Annotated in this window: 18 protein-coding genes; 11 read left to right on the top strand and 7 right to left on the bottom strand. The window is 70.5% G+C overall.

What is annotated here, in order from left to right; all coding sequences use genetic code 11:
• Positions 1-23: 23 nt before the first annotated feature.
• Both AC4NN1_RS07080 and AC4NN1_RS07075 read right to left on the bottom strand, forming a co-directional pair.
• Positions 24-1034 carry an isopenicillin N synthase family dioxygenase gene (locus AC4NN1_RS07080; RefSeq protein ID WP_020098278.1) on the bottom strand — a complete coding sequence of 337 codons (1011 nt, stop codon included), beginning with the start codon at positions 1032-1034 and terminating at the stop codon, positions 24-26.
• Between the two features lie 59 nt (positions 1035-1093).
• Positions 1094-1597 carry an Lrp/AsnC family transcriptional regulator gene (locus tag AC4NN1_RS07075; protein ID WP_018187176.1) on the bottom strand — a complete coding sequence of 168 codons (504 nt, stop codon included), beginning with the start codon at positions 1595-1597 and terminating at the stop codon, positions 1094-1096.
• A 126-nt stretch (positions 1598-1723) separates the two neighbouring features.
• On the opposite strand from AC4NN1_RS07075, the gene ald reads away from it, so the two are divergent.
• The gene (gene ald, locus AC4NN1_RS07070) at positions 1724-2833 is read left to right on the top strand and encodes an alanine dehydrogenase (RefSeq protein ID WP_336123359.1); all 1110 of its coding nucleotides are present in this window, start codon (positions 1724-1726) and stop codon (positions 2831-2833) included.
• On the opposite strand, the gene AC4NN1_RS07065 is transcribed toward ald, so the two are convergent.
• On the bottom strand, positions 2806-3918 hold the full coding sequence (locus tag AC4NN1_RS07065; protein ID WP_336123361.1) for an acyltransferase family protein: 1113 nt from the start codon (positions 3916-3918) through the stop codon (positions 2806-2808). The genes ald and AC4NN1_RS07065 overlap by 28 nt on opposite strands.
• A gap of 142 nt (positions 3919-4060) precedes the next feature.
• On the opposite strand from AC4NN1_RS07065, the gene AC4NN1_RS07060 reads away from it, so the two are divergent.
• Together AC4NN1_RS07060 and AC4NN1_RS07055 are read left to right on the top strand one after the other, a co-directional pair.
• Positions 4061-5257 (top strand): LLM class flavin-dependent oxidoreductase, encoded by a 1197-nt coding sequence (locus tag AC4NN1_RS07060; RefSeq protein ID WP_028497501.1) that lies wholly within the window; start codon positions 4061-4063, stop codon positions 5255-5257.
• Entirely contained in the window at positions 5254-5898 is a 645-nt protein-coding gene (locus tag AC4NN1_RS07055; RefSeq protein WP_491954907.1) for an FMN reductase, read from the top strand. The genes AC4NN1_RS07060 and AC4NN1_RS07055 overlap by 4 nt, the downstream gene beginning before the upstream one ends.
• A 2-nt stretch (positions 5899-5900) precedes the next feature.
• Here the strand turns inward: AC4NN1_RS07055 and AC4NN1_RS07050 are convergent, their stop codons facing one another.
• A complete protein-coding gene (locus AC4NN1_RS07050; protein WP_491954906.1) occupies positions 5901-6500 on the bottom strand; it encodes a DedA family protein in 600 nt (199 codons plus the stop codon).
• Positions 6501-6651: 151 nt separating this feature from the next.
• On the opposite strand from AC4NN1_RS07050, the gene AC4NN1_RS07045 reads away from it, so the two are divergent.
• Positions 6652-8607, top strand: a complete 1956-nt coding sequence (locus AC4NN1_RS07045) for a GDSL-type esterase/lipase family protein (RefSeq protein ID WP_491954905.1) — start codon at positions 6652-6654, stop codon at positions 8605-8607.
• Positions 8608-8611: 4 nt separating this feature from the next.
• On the opposite strand, the gene AC4NN1_RS07040 is transcribed toward AC4NN1_RS07045, so the two are convergent.
• Positions 8612-9292: a response regulator gene (locus tag AC4NN1_RS07040; RefSeq protein WP_491954904.1), complete on the bottom strand. Its 681-nt coding sequence runs from the start codon at positions 9290-9292 to the stop codon at positions 8612-8614.
• Positions 9289-10554 (bottom strand): sensor histidine kinase, encoded by a 1266-nt coding sequence (locus tag AC4NN1_RS07035; protein WP_018187184.1) that lies wholly within the window; start codon positions 10552-10554, stop codon positions 9289-9291. Before AC4NN1_RS07035 ends, AC4NN1_RS07040 begins: the two co-directional genes overlap by 4 nt.
• A 125-nt stretch (positions 10555-10679) precedes the next feature.
• Between AC4NN1_RS07035 and AC4NN1_RS07030 the strand changes: the two genes are divergently transcribed.
• Entirely contained in the window at positions 10680-12119 is a 1440-nt protein-coding gene (locus AC4NN1_RS07030) for a C4-dicarboxylate transporter DctA (protein ID WP_020098285.1), read from the top strand.
• A 62-nt stretch (positions 12120-12181) separates the two neighbouring features.
• Here the strand turns inward: AC4NN1_RS07030 and AC4NN1_RS07025 are convergent, their stop codons facing one another.
• On the bottom strand, positions 12182-12364 hold the full coding sequence (locus tag AC4NN1_RS07025) for a DUF5302 domain-containing protein (RefSeq protein ID WP_018187186.1): 183 nt from the start codon (positions 12362-12364) through the stop codon (positions 12182-12184).
• Between the two features lie 296 nt (positions 12365-12660).
• On the opposite strand from AC4NN1_RS07025, the gene AC4NN1_RS07020 reads away from it, so the two are divergent.
• The 6 genes from AC4NN1_RS07020 to AC4NN1_RS06995 all read left to right on the top strand — a co-directional run bounded on the left by AC4NN1_RS07020 (position 12661) and on the right by AC4NN1_RS06995 (position 18916).
• A complete protein-coding gene (locus AC4NN1_RS07020; protein ID WP_491954903.1) occupies positions 12661-14925 on the top strand; it encodes a polyribonucleotide nucleotidyltransferase in 2265 nt (754 codons plus the stop codon).
• A 215-nt stretch (positions 14926-15140) separates the two neighbouring features.
• Positions 15141-16160 (top strand): aldo/keto reductase, encoded by a 1020-nt coding sequence (locus tag AC4NN1_RS07015; protein WP_491954902.1) that lies wholly within the window; start codon positions 15141-15143, stop codon positions 16158-16160.
• Between the two features lie 65 nt (positions 16161-16225).
• Entirely contained in the window at positions 16226-16825 is a 600-nt protein-coding gene (locus AC4NN1_RS07010) for a histidine phosphatase family protein (RefSeq protein WP_026302894.1), read from the top strand.
• A 1-nt stretch (position 16826) separates the two neighbouring features.
• Complete coding sequence (locus AC4NN1_RS07005) at positions 16827-17648, top strand: sulfite exporter TauE/SafE family protein (protein WP_311859472.1); 822 nt, start codon at positions 16827-16829, stop codon at positions 17646-17648.
• Positions 17649-17657: 9 nt separating this feature from the next.
• A complete protein-coding gene (gene dapB / locus AC4NN1_RS07000) occupies positions 17658-18470 on the top strand; it encodes a 4-hydroxy-tetrahydrodipicolinate reductase (protein WP_491954901.1) in 813 nt (270 codons plus the stop codon).
• Entirely contained in the window at positions 18467-18916 is a 450-nt protein-coding gene (locus tag AC4NN1_RS06995; RefSeq protein ID WP_018187192.1) for a tetratricopeptide repeat protein, read from the top strand. The genes dapB and AC4NN1_RS06995 overlap by 4 nt, the downstream gene beginning before the upstream one ends.
• Positions 18917-18920: the final 4 nt, after the last annotated feature.

Here is an 18920-nt window from a genome sequence, read left to right as displayed (position 1 = left end):
CGTTCCCGGACGGTCTCTGCCGGTCAGACGCGCGCGCTGACGAGGTGGGGGTGCCAGATCTCTGCGACGTCCGGGTGCGCCCGCAGCCGCGACTTCAGGGCGTTCTCGCCGTGAAGACCGTGGATCGGGTTGCGGGGGTCATTGGAGATCCCGCGGGCCTGCGCCGCGAGCTCGGCGGGCAGCTCGATCGCGGGGAGCTCCGCGTCGAGCGACGGGTTGAAGAAGAACGGCACCGAGATGCGATCCTCGGGGGCGCGCGGTGAGACGACCCGGTGGTTCGTCGCCGTGAGGTAGCCGCCGGTCGCATGCTCGAGGAGTTCGCCGATGTTCACGACGAACGATCCGGGCACCGCGGGAGCGTCGATCCAGTCGCCGTCCTTCTCGACCTGCAGGCCGCCCTTCCCCGGCTCGACCCACAGCAGGGTGAGGACGCCGGCATCCTTGTGCGCTCCGACGCCCTGCTGAGGCTCCGGGGCGCTGGAGCCCGGGTAGCGGACGATCTTCAGCAGGGTCTGCGCCTCGCCGAAGTGGTCGTCGAAGTACGTCTCCGGTGCGCCGAGGGCCTCTGCCCAGGCGCGGAGCAGCTTCCGCCCCACCGCCGACAGGATCGCGGTCCACTCCTCGGCGATCTCACGGAGCTCGGGCTGGGCGCTCGGCCACAAGTTGGGTCCGACGAGGGCGGTGTAGGGGGGAGCGTCGGGGTCCTCGACCGCCGGGCGCTCGGGTCCGATGTCGATCTGCTCGCGCCAGTCCACGAGCCCCTGCGTCCGCTCGCCGCCGATGCGCGTGTAGCCGCGGAAGTGCGGGCTCTTGATGTTCTCGATCTCGAGCTTCGCCTCGTCGGGGAGTTCGAAGAAGGTGCGCGCGGCGCGGTGGAGGCGATCCTCCAGCTCGGGCGAGACCCCGGTGCCGGTCAGATAGAAGAAGCCGACCTCGTGGGTCGCGCGGCGCAGATCGGCTCGGAATTCTTCCGCAGCATCCGGCCCCTCATCGAGGCGGGACAGGTCGAGGACGGGGAGGCTCTGGACAGACATGGTCCGAGGATAAGCAGAGGTTTCAGGGGGTCGGCGCATTGTTTCAAGCGGTTACCGACTCAGTGGAACGGAGCCGCGACCCGGTTGCGGTGGTAGTCGAAGATGATGCTCGTGCGCGTGTTCGCGACGCTGCGCTGCGCTGAGAGGTGCTCGACGACGAAGGCGCGCACATCGCTGGAATCGGCGACGGCGATGTGGATGAGGAAGTCGTCGGATCCGCCGAGGAAGAACATCTGGATCACCTGGGGGAGACCGCGCACCTCGTGTGCGAACTCGGTGATGCTCTCGTGACGGGAGCCCGGGCGCAGCGTCACGTGCACCATCGCCTGCAGGCCCGCGCCCGCGACCCGCTGGTCCACGCTCGCGTGGAAGCCGGTGATCACGCCGCGCTCCACGAGCGCGCGGGTGCGCGCATGGGCGGTGGATGCCGCGACTCCGACTCGCGCGGCGACCTCGGCGTTCGTGAGCCGCGCATCTGCCGCGAGCTCGTCGACGATGGCGAGGTCCACATCATCCAGGTCGGCGGGAGGCCGATGATTCTTCGTCGGGTCAGACGTGCTCACGGGGGTTCATCCTCATTTCGGGGGCTCGGAAGCATTCTCACCGAAGGATCTTCGACTGTCACCTGCTCGTAACGAATCTTCTGCAGGATGTGTCGCACATCACTCGCTGACGAGGAGCGTGACGCCATGCGTATCGGCATCCCTACGGAAATCAAGAACAACGAGAACCGCGTGGCCATCACCCCCGCGGGGGTCGACGCGCTCGTGGCGCGCGGTCACGAGGTGCTCGTGCAGTCGGGCGCCGGCGCCGGGTCGCGGATCGCGGACGAGGCGTTCGCCGCCGCCGGTGCGGTCATCACCCCGGATGCGGCCTCGACGTGGGGGCGAGCGGAGCTCGTCGTCAAGGTGAAGGAGCCCATCGCGGCGGAGTACCCGCACCTGCGCGACGACCTCACCCTGTTCGCCTACCTCCACCTGGCCGCGGATCGGCCCCTGACCGACGCCCTCATCGCCGCGGGGACCACGGCCGTCGCCTACGAGACCGTCCAGACGGCGGACCGGGCACTCCCACTGCTCTCCCCGATGAGCGAGGTCGCGGGTCGCATCTCGATCACGGTCGGTGCGCACACCCTCATGAGCGCGGCCGGCGGCCGCGGCACGCTCCTCGGCGGTGTCGCCGGGACACCGAAGGCGAAGGTCGTCGTCATCGGCGGCGGTGTCGCCGGCGAGCATGCGGCGGCCAACGCTCTCGGCATGGGAGCCGACGTCACCGTCCTGGACGTGTCGCTGCCGCGTCTACGTGAACTGGAGAAGCGCTACGCGGGCCTCCACACCCGCGCCTCCACCCGCTTCGAGGTCGCCGAGCAGGTGGCATCCGCCGATCTCGTCATCGGATCCGTCCTCATCCCGGGGGCGGCGGCGCCCAAGCTCGTGACGCTCGACATGGTCGCCGGTATGAAGGCGGGCGCGGTGCTCGTCGACATCGCCATCGATCAGGGCGGGTGCTTCGAGGGCTCGCGGCCCACGACGCACGACGACCCGACGTTCGCGGTGCACGACGCGGTCTACTACTGCGTCGCCAACATGCCCGGGGCGGTGCCGGAGACGTCGACGCGCGCACTCACCAACGCGACCCTGCCCTACCTGACCGCGCTCGCGGACCGCGGCTGGGATGCCGCTGCTGCCGCCGACCCCGCTCTGGCCAAAGGTCTCAACGTCCGAAGCGGTCGCGTGACCAACAAGGGCGTCGCGGCGGCGTTCGGGCTCGACTACGAGCCGGCGGTCGTCGCGGTCTGAGGGCGGCGCGATCCTGTCGGGTCGCGCCGGCTGCCCTCGGACCCCACGAGGCCGGGATCGGCGAAGAGCCATCCTGGCCGCGGTTCGACGAGCGGCCGGAAGATGCGGCGCACCGGCGTCGAGGCGAGGGCTGCCGTGATCGCCACCGACAGGACGGCGACGAGGGGCAGCCACAGCCACGTGGGGTCGAGGCCGCGGAGGATCCCCGATTCGCGCAGCGGATACAGCGCGAAGGAGTGCAGCAGGTACACGTACATGGTGGCGCGCCCGATGGCCGTCCAGCGGTACTCCCGACGCGGCATGAGGACGAAGAACGCCACGCTCAGCACGAGTGCGGCCGCCATCAGCAGCAGGCGGATGCCGCCCGCCCACCACTGCGTGCCGCCGAGGTCGGCGTAGTCCTCCTCATAGAAGAGCCATCGGCCGAGTCCCATGGTCCTCAAATCGTCGACGAAGAGCCACGCGCAGACGCCGGCCGCCACCAGGACGGCGCTGGCAGCGAGGCGGAGCGACGTGCGCCGTCGCTCGAGGAGTCGGTGCCGCTCGAGGAATCCGTGCTGGTGCAGCCACCAGCCGAGGGTGAAGAAGGGCAGGAGGCCGAGGGTCCGCGAGAGGGACAGCGTGGAATCGACGTTCGGGAGGTACCCCACCGAGATCGAGACGACGAGGGTCCAGAGCAGCGGCATCCGGAGGAGTGCGAGGTAGGGGAGCACGAGGCGGAAGATCGCGAGGGCGAGCAGGAACCAGAGCGTCCACGACGGCTGCGTGAGGTTCGGGTCGGTGCGTCCCTCGACGACGAGCTTCGCGAGGGTCCAGAGCCCGTCGAAGATGACGTAGGGGAGGACGATGTCGGTGAGGATGCGGACCATCCGACGCTGGCTCGGCGGATCGGACCGGGAGAAGTACCCGGAGATCAGCGCGAAGGCCGGCATGTGGAACGCGTAGATCAGGTAGTAGATGCTCTGTGCGATGTCGGAGTCGTAGGTCAGTCGTTGGATCGCGTGACCGAGGACGACGAGGAGGATGCAGGCGGCCCGGGCGTTGTCCCAGATGGGCACGCGGCGGGTGCGGCCGGGGGTGCTCATTCGGGCCAGCGTACCGGCGGGAATAACGTGGACACTGAGACGTTGACTCCGGTACATTCACTTGCATGAATCGGGCGCGAACCGTCCGGGAATCGAGAGAGACATCGTGAGCGACACCAGCAGCACCGCCAGCTGGCCCGGGGTGCAGTTCGGCATCTTCACCGTCACCGACATCACGCAGGACCCGACCACGGGTCACACGCCCAGCGAGCGTGAGCGCATCTCGGCGACCGTCGAGATCGCCAAGCACGCTGAAGAGGTCGGCCTCGACGTGTTCGCGATCGGCGAGCACCACAATCCGCCGTTCTGGTCGTCCTCGCCGACCACGACGCTCGCGTACATCGCCGCGCAGACCGAGCGTCTGATCCTCTCGACCTCCACGACGCTCATCACCACGAACGACCCGGTGAAGATCGCCGAGGACTACGCGATGCTGCAGCACCTCTCGGGCGGCCGCATGGACCTCATGCTGGGCCGCGGCAACACCGGCCCGGTCTACCCCTGGTTCGGCAAGGACATCCGTCAGGGCGTCCCCCTCGCGATCGAGAACTACGCTCTGCTGCACAAGCTGTGGCGCGAGGACGTCGTCGATTTCGAAGGCAAGTTCCGCACCCCCCTCCAGGGCTTCACCTCCACACCCCGTCCCCTCGACGGAGTGGCGCCGTTCGTCTGGCACGGCTCGATCCGCACGCCCGAGATCGCAGAGCAGGCGGCCTACTACGGCGACGGATTCTTCGCGAACAACATCTTCTGGCCCGCCGAGCACTATCAGCGCCTCATCGGTCTGTACCGCCAGCGCTGGGAGCACTACGGTCACGGCGCCCCCGAGACGGCGATCGTCGGCATCGGTGGACAGGCGTTCATGGCGAAGAACTCGCAGGACGCCAAGGCGCAGTTCCGCCCGTACTTCGACAACGCCCCCGTGTACGGCCACGGTCCGTCGATGGAGGACTTCTCCGAGATGACGCCGCTGACCGTCGGCTCGCCGCAGCAGGTCATCGACCGCTATGCGGGGATGCGCGACCTGTTCGGCGACTTCCAGCGGCAGCTGTTCCTCGTCGACCACGCCGGACTCCCGCTCAAGATGGTCCTCGAGCAGCTCGACTTCCTCGGCGGCGAGGTCGTCCCCGTCCTCCGGAAGGAGCTCGCGAAGGATCGCCCGGCGATCGTGCCCGACGCGCCGACGCACGCCGCGCGCGTCGCGGCCACGTACGGCGACGGTCCCGCACGCGACGCACGTCCCCGCGCCAACCGCGGCGACAACCTGTCGGGCCCGAGCCCCTACCAGGACACCCCGACGCCCGTCGGTGCCGCGTTCGGTCTGGGTGGTGCGCGATGACCGCCCGTCGCATCGCCGTCGTGTCGGCGGGGCTCTCGAACCCCTCGTCGACGCGCATGCTGGCCGACAAGCTCTCGGCCGCCGTGCTGGCGGACCTGCGCGAGCGGGGGGTGGAGGCATCCGTCGACACGTTCGAGCTGCGCGAGTACGCGCACGACATCACGAACAACCTGCTGACCGGCTTCGCGCCGCCCGCGCTCGAGACCATGATCAACACGGTGGTCTCGGCGGACGCGCTCATCGTCGTGACGCCGATCTTCTCTACGAGCTACTCGGGGCTGTTCAAGTCGTTCGTCGACGTGCTCGATCCCGACGCGCTGCAGGGGAAGCCCGTACTGATCGGCGCGAACGCCGGCACGGCCCGTCACTCGCTCGCCATCGACTACGCGATCCGGCCGCTGTTCGCCTATCTGCATGCCGAGGCCGTCTCCACCGGTGTCTTCGCCGCGTCGTCGGACTGGGGCGCGCGCGCGGACGATGTGTCGCCGCTGTCGGCGCGCATCGAGCGCGGCGCCCGGGAACTGGCGGATGCCGTGACCCGGCGCCCGGCGGAGGACGCTCTCGACCCCTTCGATCCCGAGTCCTACCTCGGCAAGGGCGGATCGTTCGGACACCTGCTGGGCGGTCTGTCCGGCGAGTGACCTCACCGACGCGCGCGGCGGCCCGACAGGCGGGCCGCCGCGGCGTCGATGACCATCCCGAGGGCGATCGCGACGACGATCGATACGATGACGGCGATCACCGGGTCTCCGGGCAGGAGCGCGCCGATCGCGGCGCCCACGACGGCCTGGTAGAGCGCCCACGCGGTGGCAGCCACTGCGACCGCCGCGAAGTAACGGCCCATCGGCACCCGGGTGGCGCCGGCCGTGAGGTTGACGGCCAGGCGCGCGAACGGGATGAACCGGGCCGTGAACACCACGGTCGCCGTGCTTCTCGCGAGACGCGACCCCGCCCAGGCGAACGCCGATCGGATGCGGGGGTGCCGCATCCACCGCCACCGTTCCACTCCCGCGACACGGCCCACGGCGTAGCACAGCGCATCCCCACAGAAGGCGGCGAGGGCGGCGACGGCCACGACGGCGGCGAGCGGGGGAGTGCCGGTCGCCGCGGCGAGCGCTCCGGTCGCCGTGACGGCCACCTCACCGGGGATCACGACGAGCACCGCGTCCGCCAGGACGAGGGCGAACAGCGCCGGGAGGGCCCACGGGCTCGAGGCCAGACTCGTCAGGAGATCGCCGATCACAGGCCTCTGCGTACCAGCGTCCGGTGAACGCCGCGCGAACGGGGGACGGATGGCGACGCGGCGGTGACCGTACCGGGAGGGGCGGATGAACACTCCGCGATCGGGCCCTTCGAAGCCCCGGTGGAGTCCTCCGCACCGGCACCCTGGTCGTGTGAGAGTCGCGGTCATCACCGAGTCCTTCCTCCCGCACATGAACGGGGTCACCGGATCCGTCCTGCAGATCCGGGAGCACCTCCAGCGTCGCGGGCACGACGTGTTCGTCGTCGCTCCCGGGGTCCGGCGCCACGAGCTCGGGATGCCGGGCCGCGCCGTCGCCTCCTTCCCCCTGCCCCGCTACCCGGCGGTCCGCGTCGCCGTGCCGCCCGCGGCGTCGATCGCCCGCGACCTGGCGCGGTTCGGCGCCGACGTGGTCCACCTCGCCTCGCCGTTCCTCCTCGGGTGGCAGGGGGTGCTCGCTGCAGAGTCCCGGCGGCTGCCGAGCATCGCCGTGTACCAGACCGACGTGATCGCCTACGCCGCGAGATACGGTCTGCCCCAGGCGACCGCGCTCGCCGAGGCGCAGGTGCGACGGCTCCACCGGCGGGCGACGCTGACCCTCGCGCCCTCTGCGGCGGCGCACTCCCAGCTCCACGCGCTCGGGATCGACCGCGTCGCGCTGTGGGGCCGCGGGGTCGACGGGCAGCGCTTCACCCCGGAGCGCCGTGACGACGCATGGCGTGCGCGCATCGCCCCCGGCGAGGTGATCGTGGGGTACGTCGGCCGACTCGCTCCCGAGAAGCAGGTCGAGGATCTCGTCGCCTTGCGGGGGACTCCCGGCATCCGCCTCGTCATCGTCGGCGACGGCCCCGCTCGACCGGCGCTGGAACAGCTCCTGCCGGATGCGGTGTTCCTCGGGCATCTCGACGGGGAAGCGCTGGCGACGGCCCTCGCCTCGTTCGACGTGTTCGTCCACCCCGGCGAGAGCGAGACGTTCGGGCAGACCATCCAGGAGGCCCAGGCCAGCGGCGTCCCCGTGGTCGCGACCGGGATCGGCGGGCCGGTCGACCTGGTCCGCAGCAGCGTGGACGGCTGGCTGTACCGCCCGGGTGACGCCGACGACCTCCGTGCCCGCGTCGTGGACCTCGTCGGCGACGATGCGAAGCGGCGCGCGTTCGCGCAGGCGGCGCGGTCGGCGGTCTCGGGACGCACCTGGGACGCGCTGGCCGATCGCCTGCTCGAGCACTACGACCGGGCCGCCGTCCTCAACCGACGGGATGCCGGGCGTCGAGTCGTGGCGTGGCCCCGCCCGGACGCGGCGGTTCCCGTCCCGCGACGCAGGTGGTCCCGGTACGTCGCGCTGGGCGACTCCATCACCGAGGGCCTCTGCGACACGTCGCGGATGCCGGTGGGTGCGTTCCGGGGATGGGCGGACCGGCTGGCGCACCTGCTGGCCCTCAGCGGCGGCGATGCCCGCCCGTTCCGCTACGCCAATCTCGCCGTCCGGAGCCGCTGTGTGGCGCACCTCGTCGACGAGCAGTTGCCGCGGTGCCTCGGGATGCGCCCCGACCTGGTGTCGGTCCTGATCGGCGCGAACGACCTCGTGCGGATCACCTGCGACCCGGTCGCGCTCGCCGCCCGGGTGGAGGATGCCGTGACCCGGCTGCGCGACGCCGGGTCCGACGTCCTGCTGGCCACCGTCTTCCTGCCCGACCGGGTCGCCGCACGCGTGTTCACGCGGCGCTTCGCGATGTACAACGCCCGCCTCCGTCAGGTCGCCGCGCGCACCGGCGCGATCCTCCTCGACCTCGCCGACGAGACCGAGCTCGCGCGCGTCGACCTGTGGGCCGACGACAAGGTGCACCTGCGCTCCCGTGGGCACCGCTACGTCGCGTACCGCGCGGCGGAAGCGCTCGGCGTGCCGCACGCGGACGCGCTCGCCGACCTCGACGAGGCCTTCCACGTCGACGAGGACCCGACGTCGCCGGGCTCGTGGCTGCGTCGCGACGCACTCCCGTGGATGTGGCGGCGGTTGCGGGGCCGCACGGCCGGGGATGGTCTCACCGCGAAGGTGCCGGACTACGTGCTGGTCGGTCGAGCGTCAGGGCGGGCCGGTCTGCCGAGGTCGTGACCGCTCATCGGGCCCAGCGGTACTCGGTCTCGGGACGCCCCGGCGTCCCGTAGCGCTGCGCCCGCTCGGCGCGTCCGGCGTCGGCCAGGTGCTCGAGGTAACGCCGCGCGGCGACCCGCGACATCCCGAGCCGATCAGCTGTCTCCCGTGCGGAGACGGGTCCGGTCCGCAGCATGGCGCTCACGCGGTCGAACGTGTCAGCCGAGAGCCCCTTGGGCAGGGTGGGGGCGGGCGAGGTGCGCAGAGCCCCCAGCATCGCGTCGATCTCGGCCTGCGTCGCCGCGCCGGCGGACTGCATCACCTGCTCGCGGAAGCGGAGGTACTGCCGCATCCGCTCCTGGAAGTCGCCGAAGGTGAAGGGCTTCACGAGGTACTGCGCGGCGCCGAGAGCGATCACCTGCCGTACGACGTCCGCCTCCCGCACCGAGGTGATGGCGATCACGTCGACGGTCCCTGTATGCGCGCGCAGGTGGCGGAGGACGTCGAGGCCAGACCCGTCCGGCATCGTCATGTCCAGGAGCACGAGGTCGATCTCCGGCGCCCTCGGGCTGTCGAGCAGGGCAGCGACCGCCGCGCGCGCCCCGGTGGCTTCGGCGACGACCTCGAAGCCGTCCAGCCGCTCGACGTACCGGCGGTGGAGCTCGAGGGTGAGGGCGTCGTCGTCGACGATCAGGACACCGATCATGCGTCCCGCCGAGGAAGGATCACGCGGAAGGTGGTGGGGTCGGACCGCAGGGAGATCGTCCCCTCGGCCTCGTCGACGATGGCACGGACCAGGGCGAGCCCGACGCCGCGCCCCGCGGCGCCCGCGGGTTTCGTCGAGAACCCGTGCTCGAAGATGCGGTCGACGATCTCGGCCGGGATCCCGGCTCCGCTGTCGGCGACCTCCAGGGCCAGTTCGTCCTCGGTCGTCCGCGTCATCTTCACGTCGACCCACCGAGGAGCGGGACCGGATGCCGCGGCATCCAGTGCGTTGTCGATCAGGTTGCCGACGACCGAGACGGCGTCGACGGGGGAGAGGACCGAGCGTGGGGCATCGGCGTCGATGCGGGCCCGCCATTCGACGCCGCGCTCGCCCGCCTGCGACGCCTTGCCGAGCAGGAGCGCGCCGACGGTGGGATCGCCCTCGCGGCGGGCGGCGACCTGGTCGACGAGGAGCTGACTCTGCCGTGCGTCCTCCGAGAGGATGCCGATCGCCTCGCGCGTGCGCCCGAGCTCGAGCAGCGCGATCGCGGTGTGCAGCCGGTTGCCGTGCTCGTGCGTCTGCGACCGGAGCGCCTCGCCGAGGGTCCGCATCGATTCGTACGACGAGACAGCATCGCGGACGGCCCCCGCCGGCAGGTCGCCGGCGACCCGCCGCGTCGCGCGTCGGGCGAGGAGAGCCCCCGCGAGTCCCGCCGCTGCCAGGACGACTGCGATCGCGACGGCGACGAGGACGCGGGGCCCGAGGGCCTCGGTGATCGAGCCGATCGTGACGCCGACCGATACCCGTCCGACGACCCCGCCCTCGGACAGGACGGGCACGATCGTTCGGACCGAGGGTCCGAGCGTGCCGGTGAACTCCTCGGTGAGCGATGCGGTGCCGGTCGGGATCGTCCCGATGTAGGCCTCACCGATGCGCGCCGGGTCCGGGTGGGTGATGCGGATGCCGGCCGGGTCCATGATCGTGACGAAATCGACGTCGGCATCCGCCGTGACCGCCTGGATCTCGGGCTGCAGGAGGCGCGTCGCGGCGGCGCGGTCGCCGCGCGCGAGGGCATCGGCGACCCCGGTGCTGTCGGCGATCGTCTCGGCGACGGCACGGGTGACGCGCTCCGCCTCGGCCCGGGCGGCACGCTGCCCCTCCCAGAGGAGGATGCCCGCGATCGCCAGAGACAGGACGACGACGGCCGCCGCGACGGCCAGGAACACGCGGGATGCCGCGCTCGCGGCGCCGGAACGGGCCACATCGCCTCCTCTCGCCGCTCTGCGACCAATACGACCACAACTGCCGGGGCGCGTGCACACCCGGCACGCTGATCCTCGTCGACACCGCCGTCGACTCCGACAACGACTGTCACCCAGGAGAGATCATGGCCCTCACATCCTCGTTCCGGCTTCCCGGATACAACCCGCGCAGGGGCAAGCAGGCGTGGGACAAGCACACGTGGCTCTACATCTCGGTCATCATCGCCGTGGTCCTCGGCTGCGTCGTCGGCCTCATCTGGCCCGCTTTCGGGGAGTCCCTCGAGCCGGTCGGCAAGGCGTTCGTGAACCTGATCAAGATGATGATCGCGCCGATCATCTTCTGCACGATCGTCGTGGGCGTCGGATCGATCGCGAAGGCGGCGACGGTCGGTCGCATCGGCGGCCTCGCCCTGCTGTACTTCATGGCGATGTCGACGTTCGCACTCGCCATCGGTCTCATCGTGGGCAACATCATCCACCCGGGTGAGGGCCTGAACATGCAGAACGCCCAGTACGACGCGGGCGACGCGACCGAGGCGAAGACCACGACCGAGTTCATCCTCGGGATCATCCCGACGACGTTCTTCTCCGCCTTCACCGGCGAGAGCGTGCTGCAGGTGCTCTTCATCGCGCTGCTGGTCGGCTTCGCCCTGCAGAAGATGGGCGCGAAGGCCGAGCCCATCATGACCGCGGTCAAGCACCTCCAGGCCCTCGTGTTCCGCATCCTCGGCATGATCCTTTGGCTCGCCCCGATCGGCGCCTTCGGGGCCATCGCCGCCGTCGTCGGCAAGACCGGGTTCGCGGCGATCGTGAGCCTCGGCATCCTGATGATCGCGTTCTACATCACGTGCATCGTGTTCATCGTGGGCGTGCTCGGCACGATCCTGTACGCCGTCGCCCGGGTCAACATCTTCCAGGTCATGAAGTACCTCGGGCGCGAGTACCTCCTCATCGTCGGCACGTCCTCGAGCGAGTCGGCCCTGCCGCGCCTCATCGCCAAGATGGAGCACCTCGGCGTCTCCAAGCCCGTCGTCGGCATCACGGTGCCCACCGGCTACTCGTTCAACCTCGACGGCACCGCGATCTACCTGACGATGGCCTCGCTGTTCATCGCGACCGGTCTCGGCGCCCCCATGTCGATCCCCGAGCAGATCGGCCTCCTCGTCTTCATGATCATCGCCTCGAAGGGTGCGGCGGGCGTCACCGGAGCTGGTCTCGCGACCCTCGCCGGCGGCCTGCAGGCCTACCGTCCCGACCTGGTCGACGGCGTCGGCGTCATCGTCGGGATCGACCGGTTCATGTCCGAGGGTCGTGCGCTGACCAACTTCACCGGGAACGCCGTCGCCACGCTCCTCATCGGCACGTGGACGAAGCAGATCGACCGCGAGCAGGTGGCGGCGGTCCTCGCCGGTCGTCGCCCGTTCGACGAGGCGACGCTGACGGCCCACGGGGTCTCCGACGACACCGGTGCCGTCGACACCTCGGGTCTGAACGACGCGGCGCTCGCCGAGGCGGAGGCCAAGGAGGACCGGGCGCGCGCACGTCGCGCCGAGCTCGGCAGCTGATACGCGACCGTACGACGAAGGCCCGGACGCCACTCGGCATCCGGGCCTTCGTCCGTTCGGGGTCAGCCGCTCTTGCGTCGGAACTCGCGCTTGGTGACGGCGCCGTGCGTCCCGTGCACCGAGGAGTCTCCGTCGAGGTGGGCTTCACCCTGACGGCTCCGCGAGTTCTTCTTCTCGAGCGCCTCGCGGAACTTCCGCTTCATGTCATCGGATGCCGCGTCCGCGGTCTTCTCGTCGTCGCTCATCCCGCCACGATACGCACAGAAGGGGGTCCGCTGTTAGGCTGGGTCGGGTTGCCCGCGGTTCTCATCGCGGCATCCGCTCAACTTCACAGTGAGCTCATGGAGCAGGCCCGGCAGGAAGCTGGTCCCCTGTGGTGGATTCCCATCCCGTTTCCGGCGGATGGTGGTCTTCGACTGGTGGCCAGCGCAGGCGGACTTCGCGGATGTCTCCGCGCGCCCATATCTGCCTGTTCCTGTTCCTTCGCATGATCTCGTGCGCGAAACGCGCGTGCGAGTCTAAACAAAGAAGGAGAGACCTCTTGGAAGGTCCAGAAATCACCGCCGCCGAAGCCGTTCTCGACAACGGCCGTTTCGGCACCCGCATCGTCCGGTTCGAGACCGGACGACTGGCACAGCAGGCGCAGGGCGCCGTTGCCGCTTACCTCGACGAAGAAACCATGCTCCTGTCGGCCACCAGCGCCGGCAAGCACCCCCGTGAGGGCTTCGACTTCTTCCCGCTGACCGTCGACGTCGAAGAGCGTTCGTACGCAGCAGGCAAGATCCCCGGTTCGTTCTTCCGTCGCGAGGGACGTCCCTCCACCGAGGCGATCCTCGTCTGCCGCCTCATCGACCGGCCGCTGCGTCCGTCGTTCGTCGACGGCCTCCGCAACGAGGTCCAGATCGTCGTCACGGTTCTCTCGATCGCACCCGGCGAGTACTACGACGCCCTCGCGATCAACGCGGCGTCCGCGTCGACGCAGATCTCCGGTCTGCCGTTCTCGGGCCCGATCGCCGGCGTGCGCCTCGCGCTCATCCCCGGCCATGGCGAGCACGCCGACCAGTGGGTCGCGTTCCCGAACCAGGCCCAGGTCGAGGAAGCCGTCTTCGACCTCATGGTCGCCGGTCGCGTCCTCCCTGACGGCGACGTCGCGATCATGATGGTCGAGGCCGAAGCCACCGAGAACAGCTGGAACCTCATCAAGGGCGGCGCCGTCAAGCCGAGCGAAGAGATCGTCGCCGGTGGCCTCGAGGCCGCCAAGCCGTTCCTCAAGCAGCTCGTCGAGGCGCAGGCTCAGATGGCCGCGTCCTCGTCGCGCGAGCCCGGCGTCTACCCGGTCTTCGCGCCGTACAGCTCCGAGGTCTACGACTTCGTCGCCGGCCGCGCGTACGACGACCTGGTGAACGTGTACCAGATCGCCGACAAGCAGGAGCGTCAGGCTGCCGACGACAAGGTCAAGGACCGCGTCAAGGCCGAGCTGATCGCCGCCGTCGAGGCGGACGAGCTCCCCGCCGGTGCGCCGCTCGAGTTCTCGGCCGCGTACAAGTCGGTCACCAAGATCGTCGTCCGCGGTCGCATCCTCGCCGAGGGCGTCCGCATGGACGGTCGTGGCCTCGCCGACATCCGTCCGCTCGACGCCGAGGTGCAGGTCATCCCGCGCGTCCACGGCTCGGCGGTCTTCCAGCGCGGCGAGACCCAGATCATGGGTGTCACCACGCTGAACATGCTCAAGATGGAGCAGCAGATCGACTCGCTGTCGCCCACGACGAGCAAGCGCTACATGCACCACTACAACTTCCCGCCCTACTCGACCGGTGAGACCGGCCGTGTCGGCAGCCCCAAGCGTCGCGAGATCGGGCACGGCTTCCTCGCCGAGCGCGCCCTCGTGCCGGTGCTGCCCAGCCGCGAGGAGTTCCCGTACGCGATCCGTCAGGTCTCCGAGGCGCTGAGCTCGAACGGCTCGACCTCGATGGGCTCGGTCTGCGCCTCGACCCTCTCGCTGCTGAACGCGGGTGTGCCGCTGCGCGCCCCCGTCGCCGGTATCGCGATGGGTCTCGTCTCCGACGAGGTCGACGGCCAGACGCGCTACGCCGCGCTGACCGACATCCTCGGTGCCGAAGACGCGCTCGGCGACATGGACTTCAAGGTCGCCGGAACGAGCGAGTTCATCACGGCGATTCAGCTCGACACGAAGCTCGACGGCATCCCGTCGTCGGTGCTCGCCGCCGCGCTGACCCAGGCCAAAGAGGCTCGCCTCACGATCCTGAACGTCCTGAACTCGGCGATCGACGCACCCGACGAGATGGCGCCCACCGCGCCCCGCGTCATCAGCGTCCAGATCCCCGTCGACAAGATCGGTGAGCTGATCGGCCCCAAGGGCAAGACGATCAACGCGATCCAGGACGAGACCGGCGCTCAGATCTCGATCGAGGACGACGGCACCGTGTACATCGGCGCTGTCGACGGACCCTCGGCCGAGGCCGCCCGCGCACAGGTCAACGCGATCGCCAACCCGACCAACCCCGAGGTGGGCGAGCAGTTCCTGGGCACGGTCGTCAAGATCGCGACCTTCGGTGCGTTCGTCTCGCTCCTTCCCGGCAAGGACGGCCTGCTGCACGTCAGCGAGGTCCGCAAGCTCGCCGGTGGCAAGCGCGTCGAGAACGTCGAAGACGTCCTCGGTGTCGGCCAGAAGATCCTCGTGCGCATCACGAAGATCGATGACCGCGGAAAGCTCTCGCTCGAGCCCGTCGTCGAGGAGTCGGCTCCGGCCGGCGACGCGCCGGCAGAGGCACCCGCCGAGGCCTGAGCCACGCTCTGACGAACGCCCGTCCTCTTCGGAGGGCGGGCGTTCGCCGTTGCCCGGGCATTCGCCGGCCGCACGTGCGCGAACCGTTATGGAAACGTCACCCGCCGTCGTGCCTGCAGACGCGCCGTGTCGGAGGGCTGTTCTACCCTCGGAGTGAGCGCATCCGAGGGTGCGTGGGCACGTGAAACCCCCGAGCGCTCCGCGAGGAGACGGGTATGGCAGCGTACGAGACGGCGGATCAGACGTCGCCGACGGTGACGCCCGGTACCCACCCCTCCGGTCCGCTCCCGGTCCACGGGGCACCCGTGGGGCGCGCGATCCGCGTGCCGTTGGGGGAGACAGGCTTCTCCGTGTTCCCGCTCATCCTCGGCGGCGCCGAGTTCGGCTGGCGCGTCGACATCGCCGCCGCCCACGCGATCCTCGATCGCTACGTCGAGCGCGGCGGCAACGCGGTCCACACCTCCGACAGCTACGCCGCCGGTCGTAGCGAGCACGTCATCGGGCGATGGATGGCCGGGCGGCGCAACCGCGACGACGTCGTCCTCTCGGTCCGCGTCGGACGCGGCGCCGACAACCCCGGGCTCGGACCCGTCAACCTCGTGCGCGCCGTCGAGTCGTCCCTCATCCGGCTCGGGACGGATCGGATCGACGTCCTGTCGCTCGACGGCACCGCCGATCGCACGACGCTGCTCGAGGACACCTTGGCGACGGCCGAGTGGCTCGTCGAGTCCGGCAAGGTGCGGGCCATCGGAGCGGCCGGGTACCGCGCGACCCAGCTCGTGGAGGCTCGGATCCTCTCGGCTGCCGGCTACCCCCGGTTCACCGTGCTCGACGTTCCCTACAACGTGCTCCGGCGCGACGAGTTCGACGGTGACCTCCGCCTCGTCGCCGGAGCCCAGGGCATCGCGGTGACGCCCTCGCAGGCACTCGAGCACGGGTACCTCTCGGGCGTGCACCGCGAGCGCGACCGCGTCGGAGGGTCGGTGCGCGGGCGTCAACTCGCCGCCAGCATGAACCGGCGCGGCGCGCGCACGCTCCGCGCGCTGGATCGGATCGCGGGGGAGTTGACCGTCCCCCCGGCCGCCGTCGCGATCGCCTGGCTTCTCGCGCAGCGCATCGTCGCCGCCCCGATCGTGAACGCCTACGCCGTCTCGCACGTCGACGAACTCGTCCAAGGCGTCGGAGTGCACCTCAGTCGCGCACACCTCGCCGAGATCGCACGGGCGACGGATTGAGGCTGGTTTAGGGTGGATGTGAGCCCGGGGAGCCCGCGGTGCACCCCGACGAAGCGAGCAATCACGTGACGCACTATCTGTATCTGGTGCGGCACGGCGAACACCTCGACGCCGAACACGGCCTCGCTGACGGACCGCTGTCCCCGCGAGGACGTCGTCAAGCGGAGCTCCTCGCCGACCGCCTCTCGGGGGTCCCCCTCACGGCGGTCTGGCACTCGCCGTTGCTGCGCGCCGCCGAGACCGCGCGAGCGGTCGCCGAGCGGCTACCGGCCGTCGACCCCGAGCCCACGGCCCTCCTCTTCGACTGCGTGCCGAGCGGCATGACGCCCGACACCCCGCACGTCTACGAGCCGTTCTTCGGCGGCGTCACCGAGGCCGAGGCCGACGCGGGATCCGCGCAGATGGCGGATGCCGGGGCGGAGTTCCTCGCGCACCGTCCCCATGCGCACGAGTTGCTCATCACCCACAACTTCGTGATCGCCTGGTTCGTCCGCGAGGTCCTGCAGGCGCCCGAGTGGCGCTGGCTGACGATCAACCAGGCCCACTGCGGCTTGACCGTTCTCGCGCAGCGGCCGGGGCGCCCCTGGTCGCTCGTGTCCCACAACGACCTGGCACACCTCCCCGTGGAGCTGCGGACGGGCCTTCCCGACATCCTCTCGGTGTGAGGTGCTGACCGGTCCTCTGCTCGCCGACTGGCTCCCCGTCTCCGCGAGCGCGCTACTGTTCCTCGTGGTCGCTGCCGGAGTCGCCGGCTGGGTCGACGCCGTCGTGGGCGGCGGCGGCCTCATCCAGTTGCCGGCGCTGGTCATCGGCGTACCGAAGGACGTCGCGACCCCCTTCATCCTCGGAACGAACAAGCTGAGCTCGTTCTTCGGGACGCTGTCGGCCAGCTGGGTCTATCTGCGGCGGGTGAAGGTCCACCTCGTCCTCCTGATCCCGCTCGTCGTCGGCGCCTTCGCGGGGTCCGCCGTCGGCGCCGCGCTGTCGAGGTACGTCCCGCGCGAGGTCCTGACCCCGGTCGTCCTCGTCGCCGTCGTGGCGGTCGGCGTCTACACGCTCCTGCGTCCCCGGATGGGCCTGCATCACGAGCCTCGGCATGCCGAGCGTCGTGCGATCGTCTGGCGCTCGGGAGTCATCGGACTCGGCGTGGGGTTCTACGACGGCATCCTGGGACCCGGAACCGGCTCGTTCTTCGTGATCCTCCTCGTCGGGGTGCTCGGCTTCGGCTTCCTGCAGGCGAGTGTCAACGCGAAGATCGCGAACCTCACGACGAACCTCGCCGCGCTGATCGTCTACGGAGTCCACGGCGAGATCATCCTGGCGCTCGGTCTCGTCATGGCGTGCGCGAACATCACGGGCGGGTTCATCGGTGCGAGGATGGCGACCCGCGGCGGCAACGGATTCGTCAGGATCGTCTTCCTCGTCGTCCTGGGTCTGCTGGTCGTGAAGCTCGCGTGGGACACGGTCGCCGCCGTCCTCCCCGCCTAGGCTGGACGCATGACGACGCGCGTGGCCCTGGTGGGCGGGACCGGCAAGCTCGGCAGCATCATCGCCGGGGTCATCGCGGCGACGGAGGGTTTCGAGACGGTCGCCGTGCTCGGCTCCGCCAGTGACCTGGCCGAGTTGGACGCCGCCGACCTCGTCGTCGACGCGTCGACCCCCGCCGTGTCGATCGACGTCGTCCGCGCCGCGATCGAGCGGGGCAAGAACGTCCTCGTCGGGACCTCCGGCTGGTCGGCCGAGCGCATCGCCCCCGTCCGTCCCCTGGTGGATGCCGCGGGCACCGGCGCGGTCTTCATCCCCAACTTCTCGCTCGGCTCCGTCATCGGGTCGGCTCTCGCCGCGGCATCCGCCCCGTTCTTCCCCTCGATCGAGATCGTCGAGACCCACCGCGAGACGAAGGTGGACTCCCCGAGCGGCACCGCCGTCCGCACCGCGGAGCTGATCGCCGCCGCCCGCTCCGAGGCCGGCCCCGTCGAGGCACCGCACGTCGACCAGCGCGCCCGCGGCCAGCAGATCGCGAGCATCCCCGTGCACTCCCTGCGCCGTCCGGGGGTCGTCGCTCGGCAGGAGACGATTCTGTCGGGACCGGGGGAGTCCCTCATGATCGTCCACGACACGATCGACCCCGCCGCGGCCTATGCCCCCGGCATCCGTGTCGCCCTCGCGGCGGCGCGGGACGCGTCCGGCGTCGTCGTGGGGCTCGACTCGATGATCGACATCGGCATCCGGATGCCGCAGCCCGCCCGCACCGCGCCCGTCGCCGACGGCGACGCCTCTGACCAGGCCGCAGCGGCGACCGCCCGATGAGGACCCGGATCGGCGTCGCGATCGTCGCCGTCACCCTCGCCCTCTACATCTACCTGGTCGGTCAGCGCGCGGTGCTCCTCGTGGCCAGCGGTGATCCGGTCGGCATCGCCATGGGTGTCGCTCTCGTGCTGCTGCCCGTCGTCGCCATCTGGGCCCTGTGGCGAGAGCTGAGTTTCGGTGCCGGAGCGGAGCGCCTGGGGCGGCGACTCGAAGCCGAGGGCGCCCTGCCCGCGGAGGAGCTCACGCTCCGCCCCAGCGGCAGGCCCGTCCAGGCCGAGGTCGACGCCCTCTTCCCCGCCTACCGCGACGCCGTCGAGGCCGACCCGGCTGACTGGCGTGCCTGGTACCGGCTCGGGCTCCTCTACGACGGAGCCGGCGACCGTCGGCGCGCCCGCGGCGCGATCCGTACCGCGATCTCGCACGAGCGCGCCGAGCGCCGCCGCTGACGAA

Source organism: Microbacterium sp. MDV22-iso44 (genome assembly GCF_058629135.1).
This window is presented reverse-complemented; position numbering and strand designations above follow the sequence as displayed.